The organism is Pyxidicoccus sp. MSG2 (assembly GCF_026626705.1).
Lineage (GTDB): Bacteria > Myxococcota > Myxococcia > Myxococcales > Myxococcaceae > Myxococcus.
The window spans coordinates 2,435,663-2,451,134 of the sequence record NZ_JAPNKC010000001.1 but is presented as its reverse complement, the minus strand read 5'-3'; the positions used below and the strand labels follow the sequence as shown (position 1 = coordinate 2,451,134).

Genomic DNA, 15,472 nt, shown 5'->3' with positions numbered 1-15,472 from the left:
CCTCTCTCTCAGTCCGGCCAGGTCCAGTCCGCGATTTCAGGCCGGTCCCTGCCGTGCTCGTGCGCGTAGGCCAGGTTGGAGATGATGGCGTTCTTCATCTCTTCCTTGAGGTGTCCTGCCTTCGCATGCATCCCCGGCACCCGGTCGATGACGTCGATGACCAGGTGGAAGCGGGACGTCTCGTTCAGGATGGCCAGCTCGAAAGGCGTGTTGATGTTGCCTTTCTCCTTGTAGCCATGCACGTGCAGGTCTTCGTGGTCGATGTAGCGATAGGCCAGCTTGTGGATGAGCGAGGGATAGCCGTGGAAGCTGAAGATGATCGGCTTGCCCGGCGGGAACAGGCTCTCTATCTCGCGTCGGCTGGACCCGTGCGGATGGTCCGCCTCCGACTGCAGCTTGAACAGGTCGACGATGTTGACGAAGCGCAGCTTCAGGCCCGGTGCGCGTGCGCGCAGGATGGAGGCGGCGGCCAGGGCCTCCTGCGTCGCGACGTCGCCGCAGCTGGCCATGATGACATCCGGCTCCGCGTCCGCGTCCGTGCTGGCCCTCGCCCAGATGCCCATCCCCTTGGCGCAGTGGGCAATGGCCTCGTCGATGCTGGTGAACTGCAGGTGCTTCTGCTTGTCCGCGACGATGACATTGACGCAGTCGGTGCTGCGCAGGCACTGGTCCGCCACCACCAGCAGCGTGTTGGCGTCCGGAGGCAGGTAGATGCGCGTGACGGAGCCGGACTTGTTGGTCACCAGGTCGATGAACCCCGGGTCCTGATGGGAGAACCCGTTGTGGTCCTGTCGCCACACCGTCGAGGACAGGAGGATGTTCTCCGAGGCGACGGGCGCCCGCCATTTCACGTGGTTCTTGCTGATGTCCAACCACTTGGCGTGCTGGTTGAACATGGAGTCGATGACGTGGGCGAACGCCTCATACGTGTGGAAGAAGCCGTGGCGCCCCGTGAGCAGATACCCCTCGAGCCAGCCGAGCAGCGTGTGCTCCGACAGCATCTCCATGACGCGGCCGTCGCGCGCGAGCTCGCCCCCGTCGGAGTCCTCCGGCAGCAGGTCGGCCATCCAGGTCTTCTTGCTCACCTCGTAGATGGCCTGGAGCCGGTTCGAGGCGGTCTCATCCGGGCCGAAGACGCGGAAGCTCGTCATGTTGTTGCGCATGACGTCACGCAGGAACTCGCCGAGCGGCTTCGTGTTCTCATGCAGCTGGGTGCCGCGCGTGCCGACCTTGACCGCATAGTCGCGGAAGTCGGGCAGATTGAGCGCCTTGCGAAGCAGGCCGCCGTTGGCGTGCGGGTTCGCGCTCATCCGCCGGATGCCCTTGGGCGCAAGCGACCGGAGCTCCGGCATCAGCCGTCCCTGCTCGTCGAACAGCTCTTCGGGCCGGTAGCTGCGCATCCAGTCCTCGAGCGCCTTCAGATGCGCCGGGTTGGCCCGCACGTCGCCGAAGGGGACCTGGTGTGAGCGCCAGTAGCCCTCCAGCTTGTGCCCCTCCAGCTCCTTCGGTCCGGTCCACCCCTTGGGCGAGCGCAGGACGATCATCGGCCAGCGCGGCCGGGTCGGGGTGTCCGTCTGCCGTGCCTTCTTCTGCAGGGCGCGAATCTCCTCGACGGCGCGCTCCAGGGTCTCCGCCATCTTCTGGTGCATCTCGGCCGGGTCGCTGCCCTCGACGAAGTAGGGCTTGTAGCCGTAGCCGACGAACAGGGCCTCCAGCTCTTCCTGGCTGATGCGGGAGAGGATGGTCGGGTTGGCGATCTTGTACCCGTTGAGGTTCAGGATGGGCAGCACGGCGCCGTCCCGCACGGGGTTGATGAACTTGTTCGAGTGCCAGGCCGTCGCGAGCGGCCCGGTCTCCGCTTCGCCGTCACCCACGACGCAGGCGACGATGACGTCGGGATTGTCGTAGGCCATGCCGTACGCGTGGGAGAGGCTGTAACCGAGCTCGCCACCTTCATGGATGGAGCCCGGCGTCTCCGGCGTGACGTGGCTGCCGATGTGACCGGGGAAGGAGAACTGCTTGAAGAACTTCCGCATCCCCTCCGCGTCCAGGCTCTTGTCCGGATAGACCTCCGAGTAGGTGCCCTCGAGGTACGCCGGCCCGAGCACGCCCGGGGCGCCGTGGCCCGGCCCGGCCACGAAGATGACGTCGAGGTCCTGCTCGACGATGAGCCGGTTCAGATGAATCCAGGTGAACGAGAGCGCCGGGCTCGCGCCCCAGTGGCCGAGCAGCCGGTGCTTCACGTCCTCCGGCACCAGGGGCCGCTGCAGCAGCGGGTTGTCCTGGAGGTAGATCATCCCCACCGAGAGGTAGTTGCACGCCCGCCAGTACGCGTTCATCAACTCCACTTCCCGGGCGGTCAGCGGTCCACCGCCCCGGGTCCGTTCCCTGCCGGGTGCGGAGGGCCCCTGGCCCTGCTCTCTCGCCGTCCGCGGCGGCGCGTACTCCGATTCTCCCGTCCCTACCGGGTGTGCCATGACATGCCTCCCATCCGTGTTGCGTTTGGAGCGTTGAGTCGGGTTGGCGCTAGATGGAGGGGGGCGCCTCTGCCCGGGCGAACGCCGCGCCCTCCATGTCGCTGCTGTACCTGCCCTGGGCCGCCGCGCTGTCGCACCAGGCGCGGTGCTGGAATGCCTGCTGGCCGGCAGGCACGTTCTCCCGCCGGCCCTGCCAGGCCGCGAGCGCCTCGTCCTGCAGCGCGCGTCCGTAGGAGAAGGTCAGCTTCCAGGGCTTCGGACGGTCCAGTTCATTGATGGCGTTGAGGTGCTCGGTGGCCAGGACATGGTCCTGTCCGCCGGACAGGAAGACGATGCCGGGGACCGCGGGCGGCACATGGCGCGTCAGGGTGCGCAACGTCGCCTCCGCCACCTGCTTCACCGTGGCCTGCCGGGAGAACCCCTGGCCCGCGGTGATCATGTTCGGCTTGAGCAACATCCCTTCCAGGGACACCTGCGCGTCGAAGAGCTCGTCGAAGACCGCTTGCAGCACGCGCCCCGTCACGTCCTCACACCGCTCGAGCCCGTGCGCTCCCTCCATCAGGACTTCCGGCTCCACGATGGGCACCAGGCCCTGCTCCTGGCAGAGGGCGGCGTAACGTGCGAGCGCGTGTGCATTCGCGTAGATGCACCTCCCGGTCGGCATCCCGTCGCGGATGACGAAGACCGCGCGCCACTTGGCGAAGCGCGCACCCAATTCGCGGTACTCCTCGAACCGCGCGCGGAGCCCGTCGAGTCCTTCCGTGACGAACTCTCCCGGCGCGCCAGCCAGGGGGTGGACGCCGGCGTCCACCTTGATGCCGGGGATGATGCCGCGGCCGGCCAGCAGGTCCACCAGCGGGATGCCCGTCGAGCTGTCCTGCCGGATGGTCTCATCCTGCAGGATGACACCGCCGATGAATGGGGCGATGTCGGGCGTACTGAAGAGCATCTCGCGGTACGCGCGGCGGCTGTCCGCGGTCGACTCGATTTCGCGCGCGGTCAGGCGCTTCGTGATGGTGGAGACTGTCTCGTCCGCCGCCAGGATGCCCTTTCCGTCAGCAACGATTGCTCGCGCGGTTTCACCAAGCCCTGGCATCGTCGGCATGTGTTCCTCCCATTCACCGGAAGAGAACCTGGGCGCCTGCTGGAACGCCGGCAACCAGCGGGGGGGCGGTTGGCAACGAGCCTGCCCCGGAGGAATGGGCAGGATGGTGTTGCCCAGGTTGCGATGCCACCTTGATTCAGGACTCAGTCGTAACTGGCAACGCCCGGCTCGCGGTGGCAGCAGCGGGTGGGCGCTGGAGACAGCCATGACCATCAAGTTGCTCATCGCGGACATCGACGGGACCATGGTGACGCAGGACAAGGTCCTCACCGCGCGGACCTGTGAGGCAGTCGACCGGCTGCGTGCCAGCGGCGTCATGTTCACCGTCACGAGCGGGCGGCCACCGCGCGGGATGGCGGGGCTGGTGGCGGCACTGAAGCTCACCGCCCCCGTGGCCGCCTTCAACGGTGGCATGTACGTCAAGCCCGACCTCACGACGGTGCTGGAGCAGCGGACGATTCCTCCCGACATTGCCAGGCAGGCTGTCGACTACATGCTCCAGGCGGGCCTGGATGTCTGGGTATACCAGGGGACCGATTGGTTCCTCCGCGACCCCGAGGCGTTCCGCGCGCCGCGCGAGCGGAACAACGTCGGGTTCGACCCGGTCGTCATCGCGGACCTGCGCCGAGTGCTGGACGCCCCCATCAAGCTCGTCGGTGTGAGCGAGGACACGGCGCTGGTCGCGCGTTGCGAGGCCGAGCTCTCCATGCGACTGGGCACCGAAGCGTCGGCGGCACGTTCGACGCCCTACTATCTCGACGTCACGCACCCCGAAGCGAACAAGGGAATGGTCGTGCGTGAGGCCTCACGCCTGCTCCAGCTTCCGCTCGAGCAGATTGCCGCCATCGGGGACATGTCCAACGACCTGCCCATGCTGACCACCGCCGGCCTGGGCATCGCCATGGGCAACGCCAGTCCCGAGGTCCAGCGGTTCGCGCGCCACGTCACGCGCTCCAACGAAGAGGACGGGTTCGCCTACGCGGTCGACTCCTTCATCCTGGGCCAGCCGCCTCGCGCACGGACGCGGCTGGGGCTTCCGCCCCGTACGCGCGCCTGCCTCTTCGGTCTCGATGGCGTCCTCACCCAGACCTCCAGCCTCCACGCCCGGGCCTGGAAGCAGCTGTGCGACTACTACCTGCGGCAGCGTGCGCGAGCCTCGGGGCAGCCCTTCATCCCCTTCGACCTGGTGCGCGACTACAGCCGCTACTTCGACGGCAAGCCGCCCCTGGAGGACCTCCGCGCGTTCCTCGACTCCCGCGACATCGTGCTGCCGGAGAGCACGGTTCGCGCGCTGAACGACCGCAAGGCCGCGGTCCTGGTGGAGCTGCTCCGGCAGGAGCAGGCGGAGACGTATGAGGGAGCGGTTCGCTACGCCCAGGCGGCGCGCGCGGCCGGCCTTCGGACCGCGGTCGTCTCCCCGAGCAGGCACTGCGATGAGATGCTCCGGTCGGCCGGCATCGCGGACCTCTTCGACGCGCGGCTCGACGCCACGGCGCCCCCCGAGCTCTACCGCGCGGCCGCCCGGGCCCTCGACGTCGGCTCCGAGGAAGCAGTCGTCTTCGAGGACACGCCTGCCGGCATCGCGGCCGCACGGGCGGCCCACTTCGCCTACGTCATCGGTGTCGACCGGCTGGGCCAGCCCGCCGAGCTGCGCCGCCACGGCGCGGACATCGTGGTGACCGACCCCGCCGCCCTCCTCGAGCAGGAAGCCACCCCGCACCTCGCGCTGGAGGAAGCGCACTGAGGACGCACCGCGTCCCGGCGCGGACGGGCGCTCAGTACCTGTCGGGGATGAAGTTCTTCCCCTCGAGCGGGGCGGCGTCGTCGTACTCGCCACGCGTGGAGCGGCGGGGCAGCTTCACCTTGGGGCGCTTCACCCGCTTGTGGGGAATCTGGTCCAGCAGGAAGCGGATGCAGTTGAGCCGCGCCTTCTTCTTGTCGTCGGACCGCAGGATGTACCAGGGAGCATCCGGCGTGTCGGTCGCGGCCAGCATCTGGTCTCTCGCCTTGGAGTAGTCGTACCAGCGCGTCCAGGACTTGATGTCCATCGGGCTCAGCTTCCACTGCCGGAGGGGGTCGTCAATCCGTGCTTCGAACCTCCGCTGCTGCTCCTCCTTGCCGACCTCGAGCCAGATCTTCAGCAGGAGGATTCCGCTATCGACCATGTACTTCTCGAAGATGGGACAGCCAATCAGGAAGCGGTCGTGCTCTTCGGGAGTACAGAAGCCCATCACCGGTTCGACTCCGGCCCGGTTGTACCAACTGCGGTCGAAAATCACGATTTCGCCCGCCGCGGGAAAATGCGGCACATACCGCTGCAGGTACATCTGGGACTTCTCCCGGCTCGAAGGCGCCGGGAGGGCCACCACTCGAAACACCCGGGGACTCACCCGCTCGGTGATGGCGCGAATCGTGCCACCCTTTCCCGCGGCATCCCGCCCTTCGAAGACCACGACGACGCGCATTCCCTCCTGCTTGACCCATTCCTGGAGCAGGCAGAGCCGGGCCTGGAGCTTGCGAAGCTCCTTTTCATAGACGTTGCGCTTCAGGGGCTCCGCGGGAGTGACGTGTGCCATGACCTGATGGTGATGCGGCCCCTCGACGCGCGCAATCCGTGCCTTCGAGGACGCGACAGACAGTCGGGAGATATGGACGCGACACGCAAACGCTGTCCGAACGGAGACAGACACGTCGCCCCCCGGTCGGTGTCAGTCCTGGGGAACGGACATCGAATATTGCCCCGCGGGGCAGTTGGGCAACTCGTACTTCCGCGTGCTCCGCGAAGTGCAGATCATCCGCACCTACCGAGGTGTCTCGAATGCGGGGGATGGACAGCACCAGGCAGGGAATGCATCCAGGGCTTGCACCCTTCGTCGGGGCATTGCCGCTGCTCGGCGTGCTCTCGGTGCTCTCCGGGTGCACGGTCGGTCCCAACTTCACGAAGCCCGAGGCCGCGGTTCCCCAGGAGTGGCGCACCCAGGGCGACCCGCGACTCTCGACGCAGGCCGAGGTCGACACCCAATGGTGGAAGTCGTTCGGCGATCCAACGCTCGACCGCCTCGTCGAGCTCTCCTACCGGCAGAACCTGCCGCTGCAGATAGCAGGTCTGAGAATCGTGGAGGCGCGCGCCCAGTTGGGCATCGTCACCGGCCAGCAGTATCCGCAGGTCCAGGTGGCCACCGGCAGCGCGTCCGCGGTGGGACTCAGTGACAACGCGGCCAACACGGCCAATCTCGGCGTGCTGGACCGCGACTATCTGGATTACCAGCTGGGCTTCGACGCGGTCTGGGAGTTGGATTTCTGGGGCAAGTACCGGCGGGGAGTGGAGGCGGGAACCGCCGGCCTGCTCGCGACCGTGGCGGACTACCAGTCCGCGCTCGTCTCGCTCACCGCGGAGGTGGCGCGCACCTACGTCGTGGTGCGGACGTTCGAGGTGCTCATCGAGCAGGCCCGGGAGAACGTCAGGATTCAGGAGGAGGGCTACCGGATCGCCGACTCACGCTTCCAGAACGGTGCCACTTCGGAGCTCGACGTGGCGCAGGCGTCGACCCTGCTGGAGAGCACCCGGGCCACCATCCCCCAACTGGAGAGCGGGCTGGAGCAGGCTCGCAACGCCCTGAGCACGCTCCTGGGCCAACCCGTGGGGGACGTGGAGGCCCTGCTGGCGGGCCCCAAGCAGATTCCGCTGGCGCCCGCGGCGGTGGCCGTCGGCATGCCGGCGGAGATACTCCGGCGGCGTCCGGACGTCCGCAGCGCCGAGCTGTATGCCGCCGCGCAGTGTGCCCGCATCGGCATCGCCGAGTCGGAGCTCTACCCGAGCTTCTCCCTCTTCGGGACCATCGGGCTCGAGGCGAGCACCGCTGGCGGCGCCTCCGGCAATCTCTTCTCCATTGGCAGCCTGGTCTATTCCTTCGGCCCTCGGATTGTCTGGCCCTTCCTGAACTACGGCCGCCTGAAGAATGGGGTGCGTGTCGAAGACGCGCGGTTCCAGCAACTGCTCGTCAACTACCGCAACACGGTGCTCAAGGCCGCCCAGGAGGTGTCGGACGCCGTGGTGGGCTTCGTCAATGCCCAGAAGGCCATGGCGTTCGAGCAGGCCGCCGTGAAGTCCGCGCAGCGCTCGGTGGAGCTCTCCGTGGTGCAGTACCGCGAAGGCGCCGTGGATTACCAACGCGTGCTGGACGCGCAACGCTCGCTCCTGGAGCAGCAGAACAACCTGGCCCGGACGAGCTCGTCCATCGCGACGAGTCTGGTCGCCCTGTACAAGGCGCTGGGCGGAGGCTGGGAGGTGCGTCAGGACCAGCCCGTCGTGCCGGAGTCCATGCAAGGCGAGATGGAGAAGCGGACCGACTGGGGCGACATGTTGTCCAAGCCGCGGTCGCAGGAAACCAAGAAGAGCTCGCCCTCGGGAAAGGAATAGAGGATCTGTCATGCCCAAGAGCCCGAAAGGGAAGATCAAGTGGGTCATTGGGTTGATCGCCGTCGCGGTCGCCGTGTTCATTGGCTTCCGGTACTGGAAGGGGAAGCAATCCGCGCTGCCGGAGGGAATCGTCTCGGGCAACGGCCGCATCGAGGCGAAGCTGGTGGATGTCGCCGCCAAGGAACCCCTGCGGGTGAAACAAATCCTTGTCAACGAGGGCGACCTCGTCAAACCGGACCAGGTGCTGGTGCAACTGGACACCGTCACGCTGGAAGCCAACCTGGCGGAAGCCAACGCGAACGTCGCGGCCGCGCAGGAGCGCCTGGCGGTGGCCGAGGCGTCCATCGTCAAGCAGAAGAGTGAAATCGAGCTCGCCAACATCGAGGTCGAGCGCGCCAAGAAGCTGGTGGCGCAGGGCGCCGGTTCGCAGCGGGAGCTGGACGTCCGAACGAGCCGGCTCGCGACCACCCGGGCCACCCTGGCGGAGGCGGAAGCGACGCTGAAGACCTCCAAGGAGCAGATTGAAGTCGCGCGAGCCAACGCGGCGACGATTCAAACGCGCATCGCCGACGCGACGCTCAAGTCTCCCGTGACGGGAAGAGTCCTCTATCGCCTCGCCGAGCCCGGCGAGGTGCTCGCGCCCGGCGGGCCGGCGCTGACGCTCGTGAACCTGGAAGACGTCTACATGGAGATATTCCTTCCTGCCAGCGAGGCCGCCAACCTGAAGATCGGCTCCGAAGCACGGCTCACCGTCGACTTCGAGCCTGAGCGCTCCATCCCCGGATATGTCTCCTTCGTATCGCCAGAAGCGCAGTTCACTCCCAAGCAGGTCGAGACGAAGAGCGAACGGGAGAAGCTGATGTTCCGGGTGAAGCTCCAGGTCCCCAAGGAGCTGGCCAGCCGCTACGTCGACCGCATCAAGACAGGCATCCGCGGCGTCGGTTACGTCAAGTTGGACCCCTCCACCGCCTGGCCTGACCGACTGCAGAACGTCATCACGGCTGAAGCCGGACCTCAGTAGCCCGGCGCCCCGGGAGGGCTCAGCCATGGTCTCATCCGCGTCTCCAGCAGCGCCGGGCGGTTCCGCCAGCAGGCCCGTGGTCTCCATCCAGAACGTGACCCACCGCTACGGCAGCGTCGTCGCGCTCGACGGCCTCTCGCTCGACGTTCCCACCGGCATCATGGTGGGCATCGTGGGGCCTGATGGTGTCGGCAAGTCGACGCTGATGGCCCTGGTCGCCGGCTCCAAGAAGATGCAGGAGGGACGGGTGATCGTCCTGGACGGGGACATCGCCGACGCCCGGCACCGGCGCGCGGTGGGCCCGCGCGTCGCATACATGCCTCAGGGGCTGGGGAAGAACCTCTACCTGGAGCTCAGCGTCTACGACAACGTCGACTTCATGGCCCGGCTCTTCGGGCTGTCACCCCAGGAGCGCAAGGTCCGCGTTCCGGAGCTGCTCGCTGCCACGGGACTGGGCAAGTTCGCGGAGCGCCCCGCCGGCAAGCTCTCGGGCGGAATGAAGCAGAAGGTGGGGCTCTGCGGCGCGTTGGTCCATGACCCGGACCTGCTCATCCTCGACGAGCCCACCACCGGCGTCGACCCGCTCTCCCGGCGGCAGTTCTGGACGCTCATCGACGACATTCGCGCGGGGCGCCCGGGGATGAGCGTCATCATCTCCACGGCCTACATGGACGAAGCGCAGCAGTGGGACTGGATTGTCGCCATGGACGCGGGGCGCGTGCTGGCGACGGGGTCTCCCGCGGAGCTGATGGCGCGCACGGGGACGAAGGACCTGGAGCGGTGCTTCATCGCGCTGCTCCCCGAGGAGAAGCGCAGCGGCCACAAGGAAATCATCATCCCGCCCCGTGCACCGGGCAAGGCGGAGCTGGCCATCGAGGCCCAGGGACTGACCTGCCGCTTCGGGACCTTCACCGCCGTCGACCACGTCACCTTGTCGATTGAGCGCGGGGAGATCTTCGGCTTCCTGGGCTCCAACGGCTGCGGCAAGTCCACGACGATGAAGATGCTGACCGGCCTGCTGCCCCCCACGGAAGGGACGGCGAAGCTCTTCGGCAGCTCCGTCGAGGCCGGAAGCATGGAGGTGCGCAAGAACCTGGGTTACATGACGCAGGCGTTCTCGCTCTACGGCGAGCTGAGCGTCCATCAGAACCTGGTCCTGCATGCCCGGCTCTACCATCTGCCGCCAGACCAGGCGAAGGCGCGCATCGACGAGCTGGTCGAGCGCTTCGGACTGGGCGCGCATCTGGATGCGCTGGCCGAGGCGCTGCCGATGGGGCTGCGCCAGCGGCTCTCGCTGGCCGTCGCCGTGCTGCACGGGCCGCAGATCCTCATCCTCGACGAGCCCACGTCGGGAGTCGATCCGGTCGCCCGGGACAGCTTCTGGGAGCTGCTCATCGACCTGTCGCGCAATCAGGGCGTCACCATCTTCGTGACGACGCACTTCATGAACGAGGGGATGCGCTGCGACCGCATCTCCCTCATGAACGCGGGAAGGGTGCTGGCGGCGGATGCTCCCCAGAAGCTGATCGAGGCACGCAACGCCGACAGCCTGGAGACCGCCTTCATCGCCTACATGGAAGACGCCATTGCCGAGACGGCGCGCGCCGAGGGCAAGAAGGACACCGCTCCGGCCCCGGCGCCCGCGGTCGAAGCGCCCGTCGTTCCCCCTCCATCCAAGGCCGCGCGACCGGAGCGGGCCGGCCTGCGGCTGCGGGTCGGCCGGATGCTCGCATACACCCACAATGAGACCATCCAGATCCTCCGCGACAAGGTCCGGCTGGCCTTTGCCTTCGTCGGCTCGGCGCTGTTGATGCTCGTCTTCGGCTTCGGAATCACGACCGACGTCGAAAACATCCGCTATGCCTCGCTGGACCTCGACCAGTCACCCGAGAGTCGCGCGTATCTCGAGCAGTTCGGCGCGGCCAGACGTTATTTCGCTCCGACTCCGCCGGCCCAATCCGCGGACGAGGCGCTTCGCCGGCTCCAGTCAGACGATGTCTCGGTGGTGCTGGAGATTCCGCCCCGCTTCGGCCTGGATTTCCGCCGGGGCTCCGGGCCCGAGGTGCTGGCGCAGGTGGATGGCGCCATGACCTTCCGTGGCGACACCGTCGCGCAATATGTCCAGGGGGTGCACAACGGGTTGTTGCAGGACCCCGCGAGCGGCTTCCTGTCGGCGAGTGCCCAGAAGTACACGGCCAACATCGAAGAGCGCTACCTGTACAATCCGACGTTCGAGAGCGTCTATTCCATCGTGCCGAGCGTCCCGGCGCTTCTGCTGCTGCTGATACCCGCGATTCTCATGACGGTCAGCATCGTGCGCGAGAAGGAGCTGGGGTCGATCATCAACTTCTATGTCACGCCCACGGGGAGGTTGGAGTACCTGCTCGGAAAGCAATTGCCGTACGTCGCCATCGGCATGATCAACTTCTTCATCCTGACCGCCCTGACGCTGATTGTCTTCCGTGTTCCCATCAAGGGCAGCTTCCTGACGTTGATTCTCTGCACGCTGTTCTACGTCATGGCGACGACGGGCCTCGGGATGGTGACCTCGACCTTTACCGGCAGCCAGGTCGCGGCCGTCTTCGTCACGGCCATCCTGACCATCACGCCGACCATCCAGTTCTCCGGCTTGTTGCAGCCTGTCTCCACGCTGCAGGGGGGCGCCGGTGTCATCGGCTCCATCTGGCCGGCCACCTATTACATGCACGCCAGTCTGGGCGCGTTCACGAAGGGACTGGGGGCGGACCTCATCATGCGGGATGTCGCCTTCCTGGCCGTATGCGTCCCCCTCCTCCTGGCGATCAGTGTCGGCCTGAAGAAGCAGGAGAAATAGGGGTGAACTCGCTGCTGAACATTCTGTGGCTCGGGCTCAAGGAGCTTCGCAGCCTGCTGAGCGACGTGGTGATGGTCGTGTTCGTCGTCTACGCGTTCACCCTGGCAATCTATGTCCAGGCCACGGGGACCTCGAGCGAGGTGAACAACGCCTCGATTGCCTTCGTCGACGAGGACGGGTCCGCGTTGTCCAAGGAATTGCTCAACGCCTTCTATCCGCCCCGTTTCAAGCTGCCTGAGCTCATCTCCCCCGATGCCATCCAGACGGACATGGACAGGGGCCGGTTCATGTTCGTCGTGGTGATTCCGCCCCGCTTCGAGCACGACCTTCGCGCGGGGCGCAACCCGGACATCCAGGTGAACATCGACGCGACCGCCATGCAGCAGGCGGGCATCGGCTCCGGCTACATCAAGAACATCGTAAACGACCGGATTGCGTCCTTTCTCAAGCGCACGGAGGAGACGGGGCCGAAGCCCGTCAACCTGGTCATTCGCAAGCTCTTCAACCCCAACGGGGTGTCGTCCTGGTTCAAGAGCGTGGTGGCCATCATCAATCAGATAACCCTGCTCACAGTCGTCCTGACGGGCGCCGCGGTCATCCGCGAGCGCGAACACGGAACGCTGGAGCACCTGCTCGTGATGCCGCTGACCTCGTTCGAAATCGCGATGGCGAAGGTCTGGGCCAACAGCCTCGTGATTCTCGTCGCGACCGGGGCTTCGCTCTTCCTGGTCGTGGACATGGTGCTGGAGGTGCCCTTCGCCGGCTCGGTGGTGCTGTGGTTCGTCGGCGTCGTGCTCTACCTGTTCTTCGCCACGGCGCTCGGCATCTTCCTGGGGACGATTTCACGTTCGATGGCGCAGTTCGCGCTGCTGATCATCCTCGTCATCCTCGTGCTGATGCTGCTTTCGGGCGGGAGCACGCCCGTCGAGAGCCAGCCGAAGTGGCTGCAGTACGTCACGTACCTCCTGCCTTCCCGGCACTTCGTCAGCTTCTCGCAGGTCATCATCTACCGCGGCGGTGGGCTGTGGGCCGTCTGGCGCCAGTTCCTGGTGGTGAGCGCGGTGGGCGTGGGATTCTTCGTCTACAGCCTGGCGCTCTTCCGGAAGTCCATCGCGGCGAGCAAGTAGGGCCCGCTCGGAGCCCGGGTGCCTCCGGGCTGATGACCGGGTCCGGACCGTCACATCCGTCAGCGCCACCCTCCCTCCTGAGTGACAGTCACCGTGCTCAGGGGGAATCCAAGATGGCTGGCGACGCCAGAATCACCAATACGAGTTTGAAGTTCGCGGGTCTCAGCTACTTCCGTGCGAATGCGCCGAGCGTGGTGATTGGCTCGTTCGGCGACAAGAAGACGCCGCTGACGAAGCAGAACTACATCGAGGTGCTCGGCCGCATCCCGGTGGCCCGGCTGAAGGTGCACCGGGCCACCACGGCGAGGATTGACTTCACCGGCACCAGCTCGGTCGATCTCGCCGTGGACGTGTCGGTGCCGATCTCGGGCTCGGACACCGGAATGGGCACGGACATGGGTACGGTTCCGCGTGCGGACACAGGCACGGTCACGCTCTCGCCATCCGTGGCCTACGAGCAACTGCGCCACGACCAGCTCTGTCTCGTGAAGCTGGACATCTACCCAAGCGACATCATCAAGGCGGCCAACGACTCGCCGGCCGTGCTCGCCCACCTCAAGGAGTGCGGCGACAGCGGTCGTCTGGTGCACCAGATCTTCATGATCCTGAAAGCGAAGACGGCCAAGGTCTTCAGCTCCAGCACTTCGCTGGCGCTGTCGGCGACCAACGGCGAGGTGATGGTCACCGCACAAGGCAGCCAGGGCTCCACGGGTGACCTGACGCTCAGGCTCTCATACGGAACGACCTTCGCCTACCTCCTCCTCAAGCTGAAGTGGGACGCCCACCAGAAGAAGAACTGGAAGCGCATCACAGGCTCGGAGGATGACCAGCAGAGCCTGGACTGACGTCACCGGGGGGGCAAGCCGAAGCGTCAGCCGAGCAGGGCCCGGACCACTTCGTCCGCGAGCGGAGTGCCCCGTCCACGCCGCATCAGCAGCCGGTAGGTCACAGGGGGCAGGCCGCGCACGGCAAGGCGTGCGAGGCCCGGGGTGGCCACCACGTCGTTGATGATGCCCACCCCCACGCCCAGGGCCGCGAGCCGGCAGACCGCCTCCCAGCCAGTCACTTCCGCGGCGACCGCGAGTGCCCGTCCACGGGCCGCGGCGGCGTCCTCCAGCGTGGCGCGCAGGGCGCGGCCGAGCGGAGGCACCAGGAGCCGGTGCTCCAGCAGTGCCCCCATCTCCACCTCTCGCCCTGCCCGCGCCAGCGGATGCTGCCGTGCGGCCACGGCCAGCAGCGCGGCGGTGACCAGCGGCTGCGAGCGCAGGCCCGGGGGGCTGGAAGCGGGGCCGGCCACCACCGCCAGGTGCGCCGAGCCTCGCTCCACCGCGGCGACCGCGGCGGGGCCATCCACCACGAGGAAGGAGAGCACGCCGGCCCGCTCGCGCAGGAGCGGAGCGATGCGCTCGGCCACCACGTGCACCAGCGCCCCCTCTCCACACGCGAGCACCACCCGCTCCTCCGCGTGTCCCTGACGCAGCTCCACGCGCAGGGAGCGCTCACGCTCGAGCACGTCACGTGCCCAGGCGAGCACGCGCGCTCCATCCGGGGTGAGCTGGAGGCGCCGGCCCCGGCGCTCATAGAGGTCGGTCTCCAGCGCCCGCGACACTCCTTGCAGCCGTGCATGCATCGCCGGCTGGGACAGCCCGATGGTGCGCCCCGCGAGCGTCAGATTGCAGCCAGCCTCCGCGAACGCCACCAGGGCGCGAAGCCCATCCGTGTCCATGAGTGGAACTATCCGCCTTTTCGATAGCTGGAGAGAAGTCCCGATTCGTGCTCGGGGAAGGGGCCGGCTAGTGTTCCTTCATCAGAAGAAAGGAAGAGCGCTCATGGCCACCGCACACCGTCCGGAGAAGCAGCTCCAGGGACTCGCCCAGAAGTCGAAGAAGCTGTCGTGGTTGTTGCGTCATGGTGCCCGGGAGACGGGCCTCGCCATGGACTCCGCGGGCTTTGCCCCCATCGTCGACGTGCTGCGGATGACGGGGCTCTCGCACAGGGCGTTCGACGAGGTGGTCGCGGAGAACAACAAGTCCCGCTTCGAGGTGCGGGGCGAGCAGGTGCGCGCCGTGCAGGGCCACTCCCTGGAGGGCACTCCCGTGACGCTCGACGGGCTGGAGCGCAGCTGGGACGAGGTATCCGGAGACGCGCTCCTCTACCACGGCACGTCCGTGGCCGCCGCGCGCGCCATCCTCTCCGGGGAGGGCGTTCATTCCGCGGCGCGCACCCACGTGCACCTGGCTGCCGCGGTGGACTCGAAGGTGGGCAAGCGGGCCGGCGTGGATGTGCTGCTGGTCATCTCCCCCGTGCGCCTGCGGGCCTCGGGGCTGCGCATCTTCCGCGCACCCAACGGGGTATTGCTCGCGCGCGCCATCCCCGCCGCCGTCATCGTGGACGTGCTTGCGTGCAATGGCCCGGGAGGCTCCGCGCTCGCGGAGCTGAAGGGACGGGTGGGGAAGGGGGCCGCCCCGTCCGCGGCTGGAGCCTAGGGA

Annotated in this window: 11 protein-coding genes; 7 read left to right on the top strand and 4 right to left on the bottom strand. The window is 67.1% G+C overall.

Annotated elements, in window-relative coordinates; all coding sequences use genetic code 11:
• Positions 1-8: 8 nt before the first annotated feature.
• A complete protein-coding gene (locus OV427_RS08715) occupies positions 9-2,477 on the bottom strand; it encodes a phosphoketolase (protein ID WP_267855650.1) in 2,469 nt (822 codons plus the stop codon).
• A 49-nt stretch (positions 2,478-2,526) separates the two neighbouring features.
• Positions 2,527-3,582 carry a class I fructose-bisphosphate aldolase gene (locus OV427_RS08710; protein WP_267855649.1) on the bottom strand — a complete coding sequence of 352 codons (1,056 nt, stop codon included), beginning with the start codon at positions 3,580-3,582 and terminating at the stop codon, positions 2,527-2,529.
• Positions 3,583-3,787: 205 nt separating this feature from the next.
• On the opposite strand from OV427_RS08710, the gene OV427_RS08705 reads away from it, so the two are divergent.
• Positions 3,788-5,326, top strand: coding sequence for a Cof-type HAD-IIB family hydrolase (locus OV427_RS08705; protein ID WP_267855648.1), 1,539 nt, complete (start codon positions 3,788-3,790; stop codon positions 5,324-5,326).
• 31 nt (positions 5,327-5,357) lie between these two features.
• On the opposite strand, the gene ppk2 is transcribed toward OV427_RS08705, so the two are convergent.
• Positions 5,358-6,158: a polyphosphate kinase 2 gene (gene ppk2, locus OV427_RS08700; protein WP_267855647.1), complete on the bottom strand. Its 801-nt coding sequence runs from the start codon at positions 6,156-6,158 to the stop codon at positions 5,358-5,360.
• Between the two features lie 272 nt (positions 6,159-6,430).
• Between ppk2 and OV427_RS08695 the strand changes: the two genes are divergently transcribed.
• The 5 genes from OV427_RS08695 to OV427_RS08675 all read left to right on the top strand — a co-directional run bounded on the left by OV427_RS08695 (position 6,431) and on the right by OV427_RS08675 (position 13,828).
• The gene (locus OV427_RS08695) at positions 6,431-8,002 is read left to right on the top strand and encodes an efflux transporter outer membrane subunit (protein WP_267855646.1); all 1,572 of its coding nucleotides are present in this window, start codon (positions 6,431-6,433) and stop codon (positions 8,000-8,002) included.
• Positions 8,003-8,012: 10 nt separating this feature from the next.
• The gene (locus tag OV427_RS08690) at positions 8,013-9,023 is read left to right on the top strand and encodes an HlyD family secretion protein (protein WP_267855645.1); all 1,011 of its coding nucleotides are present in this window, start codon (positions 8,013-8,015) and stop codon (positions 9,021-9,023) included.
• Between the two features lie 25 nt (positions 9,024-9,048).
• Entirely contained in the window at positions 9,049-11,856 is a 2,808-nt protein-coding gene (rbbA, locus tag OV427_RS08685; protein ID WP_267855644.1) for a ribosome-associated ATPase/putative transporter RbbA, read from the top strand.
• A 2-nt stretch (positions 11,857-11,858) separates the two neighbouring features.
• On the top strand, positions 11,859-12,983 hold the full coding sequence (locus tag OV427_RS08680; RefSeq protein WP_267855643.1) for an ABC transporter permease: 1,125 nt from the start codon (positions 11,859-11,861) through the stop codon (positions 12,981-12,983).
• A 113-nt stretch (positions 12,984-13,096) separates the two neighbouring features.
• Positions 13,097-13,828 (top strand): hypothetical protein, encoded by a 732-nt coding sequence (locus tag OV427_RS08675; protein ID WP_267855642.1) that lies wholly within the window; start codon positions 13,097-13,099, stop codon positions 13,826-13,828.
• A gap of 26 nt (positions 13,829-13,854) precedes the next feature.
• On the opposite strand, the gene OV427_RS08670 is transcribed toward OV427_RS08675, so the two are convergent.
• A complete protein-coding gene (locus tag OV427_RS08670) occupies positions 13,855-14,709 on the bottom strand; it encodes a LysR family transcriptional regulator (protein ID WP_267855641.1) in 855 nt (284 codons plus the stop codon).
• 103 nt (positions 14,710-14,812) lie between these two features.
• Here OV427_RS08670 and OV427_RS08665 point away from each other — a divergent pair, with 103 nt between their 5' ends.
• Complete coding sequence (locus OV427_RS08665; protein WP_267855640.1) at positions 14,813-15,469, top strand: RNA 2'-phosphotransferase; 657 nt, start codon at positions 14,813-14,815, stop codon at positions 15,467-15,469.
• The last annotated feature ends 3 nt before the right edge of the window (positions 15,470-15,472 follow it).

Coding starts and splice junctions, on each gene's coding strand:
- OV427_RS08690 (WP_267855645.1), top strand. CDS start 8,013: ATGCCCAAGAGCCCGAAAGGGAAGATCAAGTGGGTCATTGGGTTGATC.
- rbbA (WP_267855644.1), top strand. CDS start 9,049: ATGGTCTCATCCGCGTCTCCAGCAGCGCCGGGCGGTTCCGCCAGCAGG.
- OV427_RS08710 (WP_267855649.1), bottom strand. CDS start 3,582: ATGCCGACGATGCCAGGGCTTGGTGAAACCGCGCGAGCAATCGTTGCT.
- OV427_RS08665 (WP_267855640.1), top strand. CDS start 14,813: ATGGCCACCGCACACCGTCCGGAGAAGCAGCTCCAGGGACTCGCCCAG.
- OV427_RS08715 (WP_267855650.1), bottom strand. CDS start 2,477: ATGGCACACCCGGTAGGGACGGGAGAATCGGAGTACGCGCCGCCGCGG.
- OV427_RS08705 (WP_267855648.1), top strand. CDS start 3,788: ATGACCATCAAGTTGCTCATCGCGGACATCGACGGGACCATGGTGACG.
- OV427_RS08675 (WP_267855642.1), top strand. CDS start 13,097: ATGGCTGGCGACGCCAGAATCACCAATACGAGTTTGAAGTTCGCGGGT.
- OV427_RS08695 (WP_267855646.1), top strand. CDS start 6,431: ATGCATCCAGGGCTTGCACCCTTCGTCGGGGCATTGCCGCTGCTCGGC.
- OV427_RS08670 (WP_267855641.1), bottom strand. CDS start 14,709: ATGGACACGGATGGGCTTCGCGCCCTGGTGGCGTTCGCGGAGGCTGGC.
- ppk2 (WP_267855647.1), bottom strand. CDS start 6,158: ATGGCACACGTCACTCCCGCGGAGCCCCTGAAGCGCAACGTCTATGAA.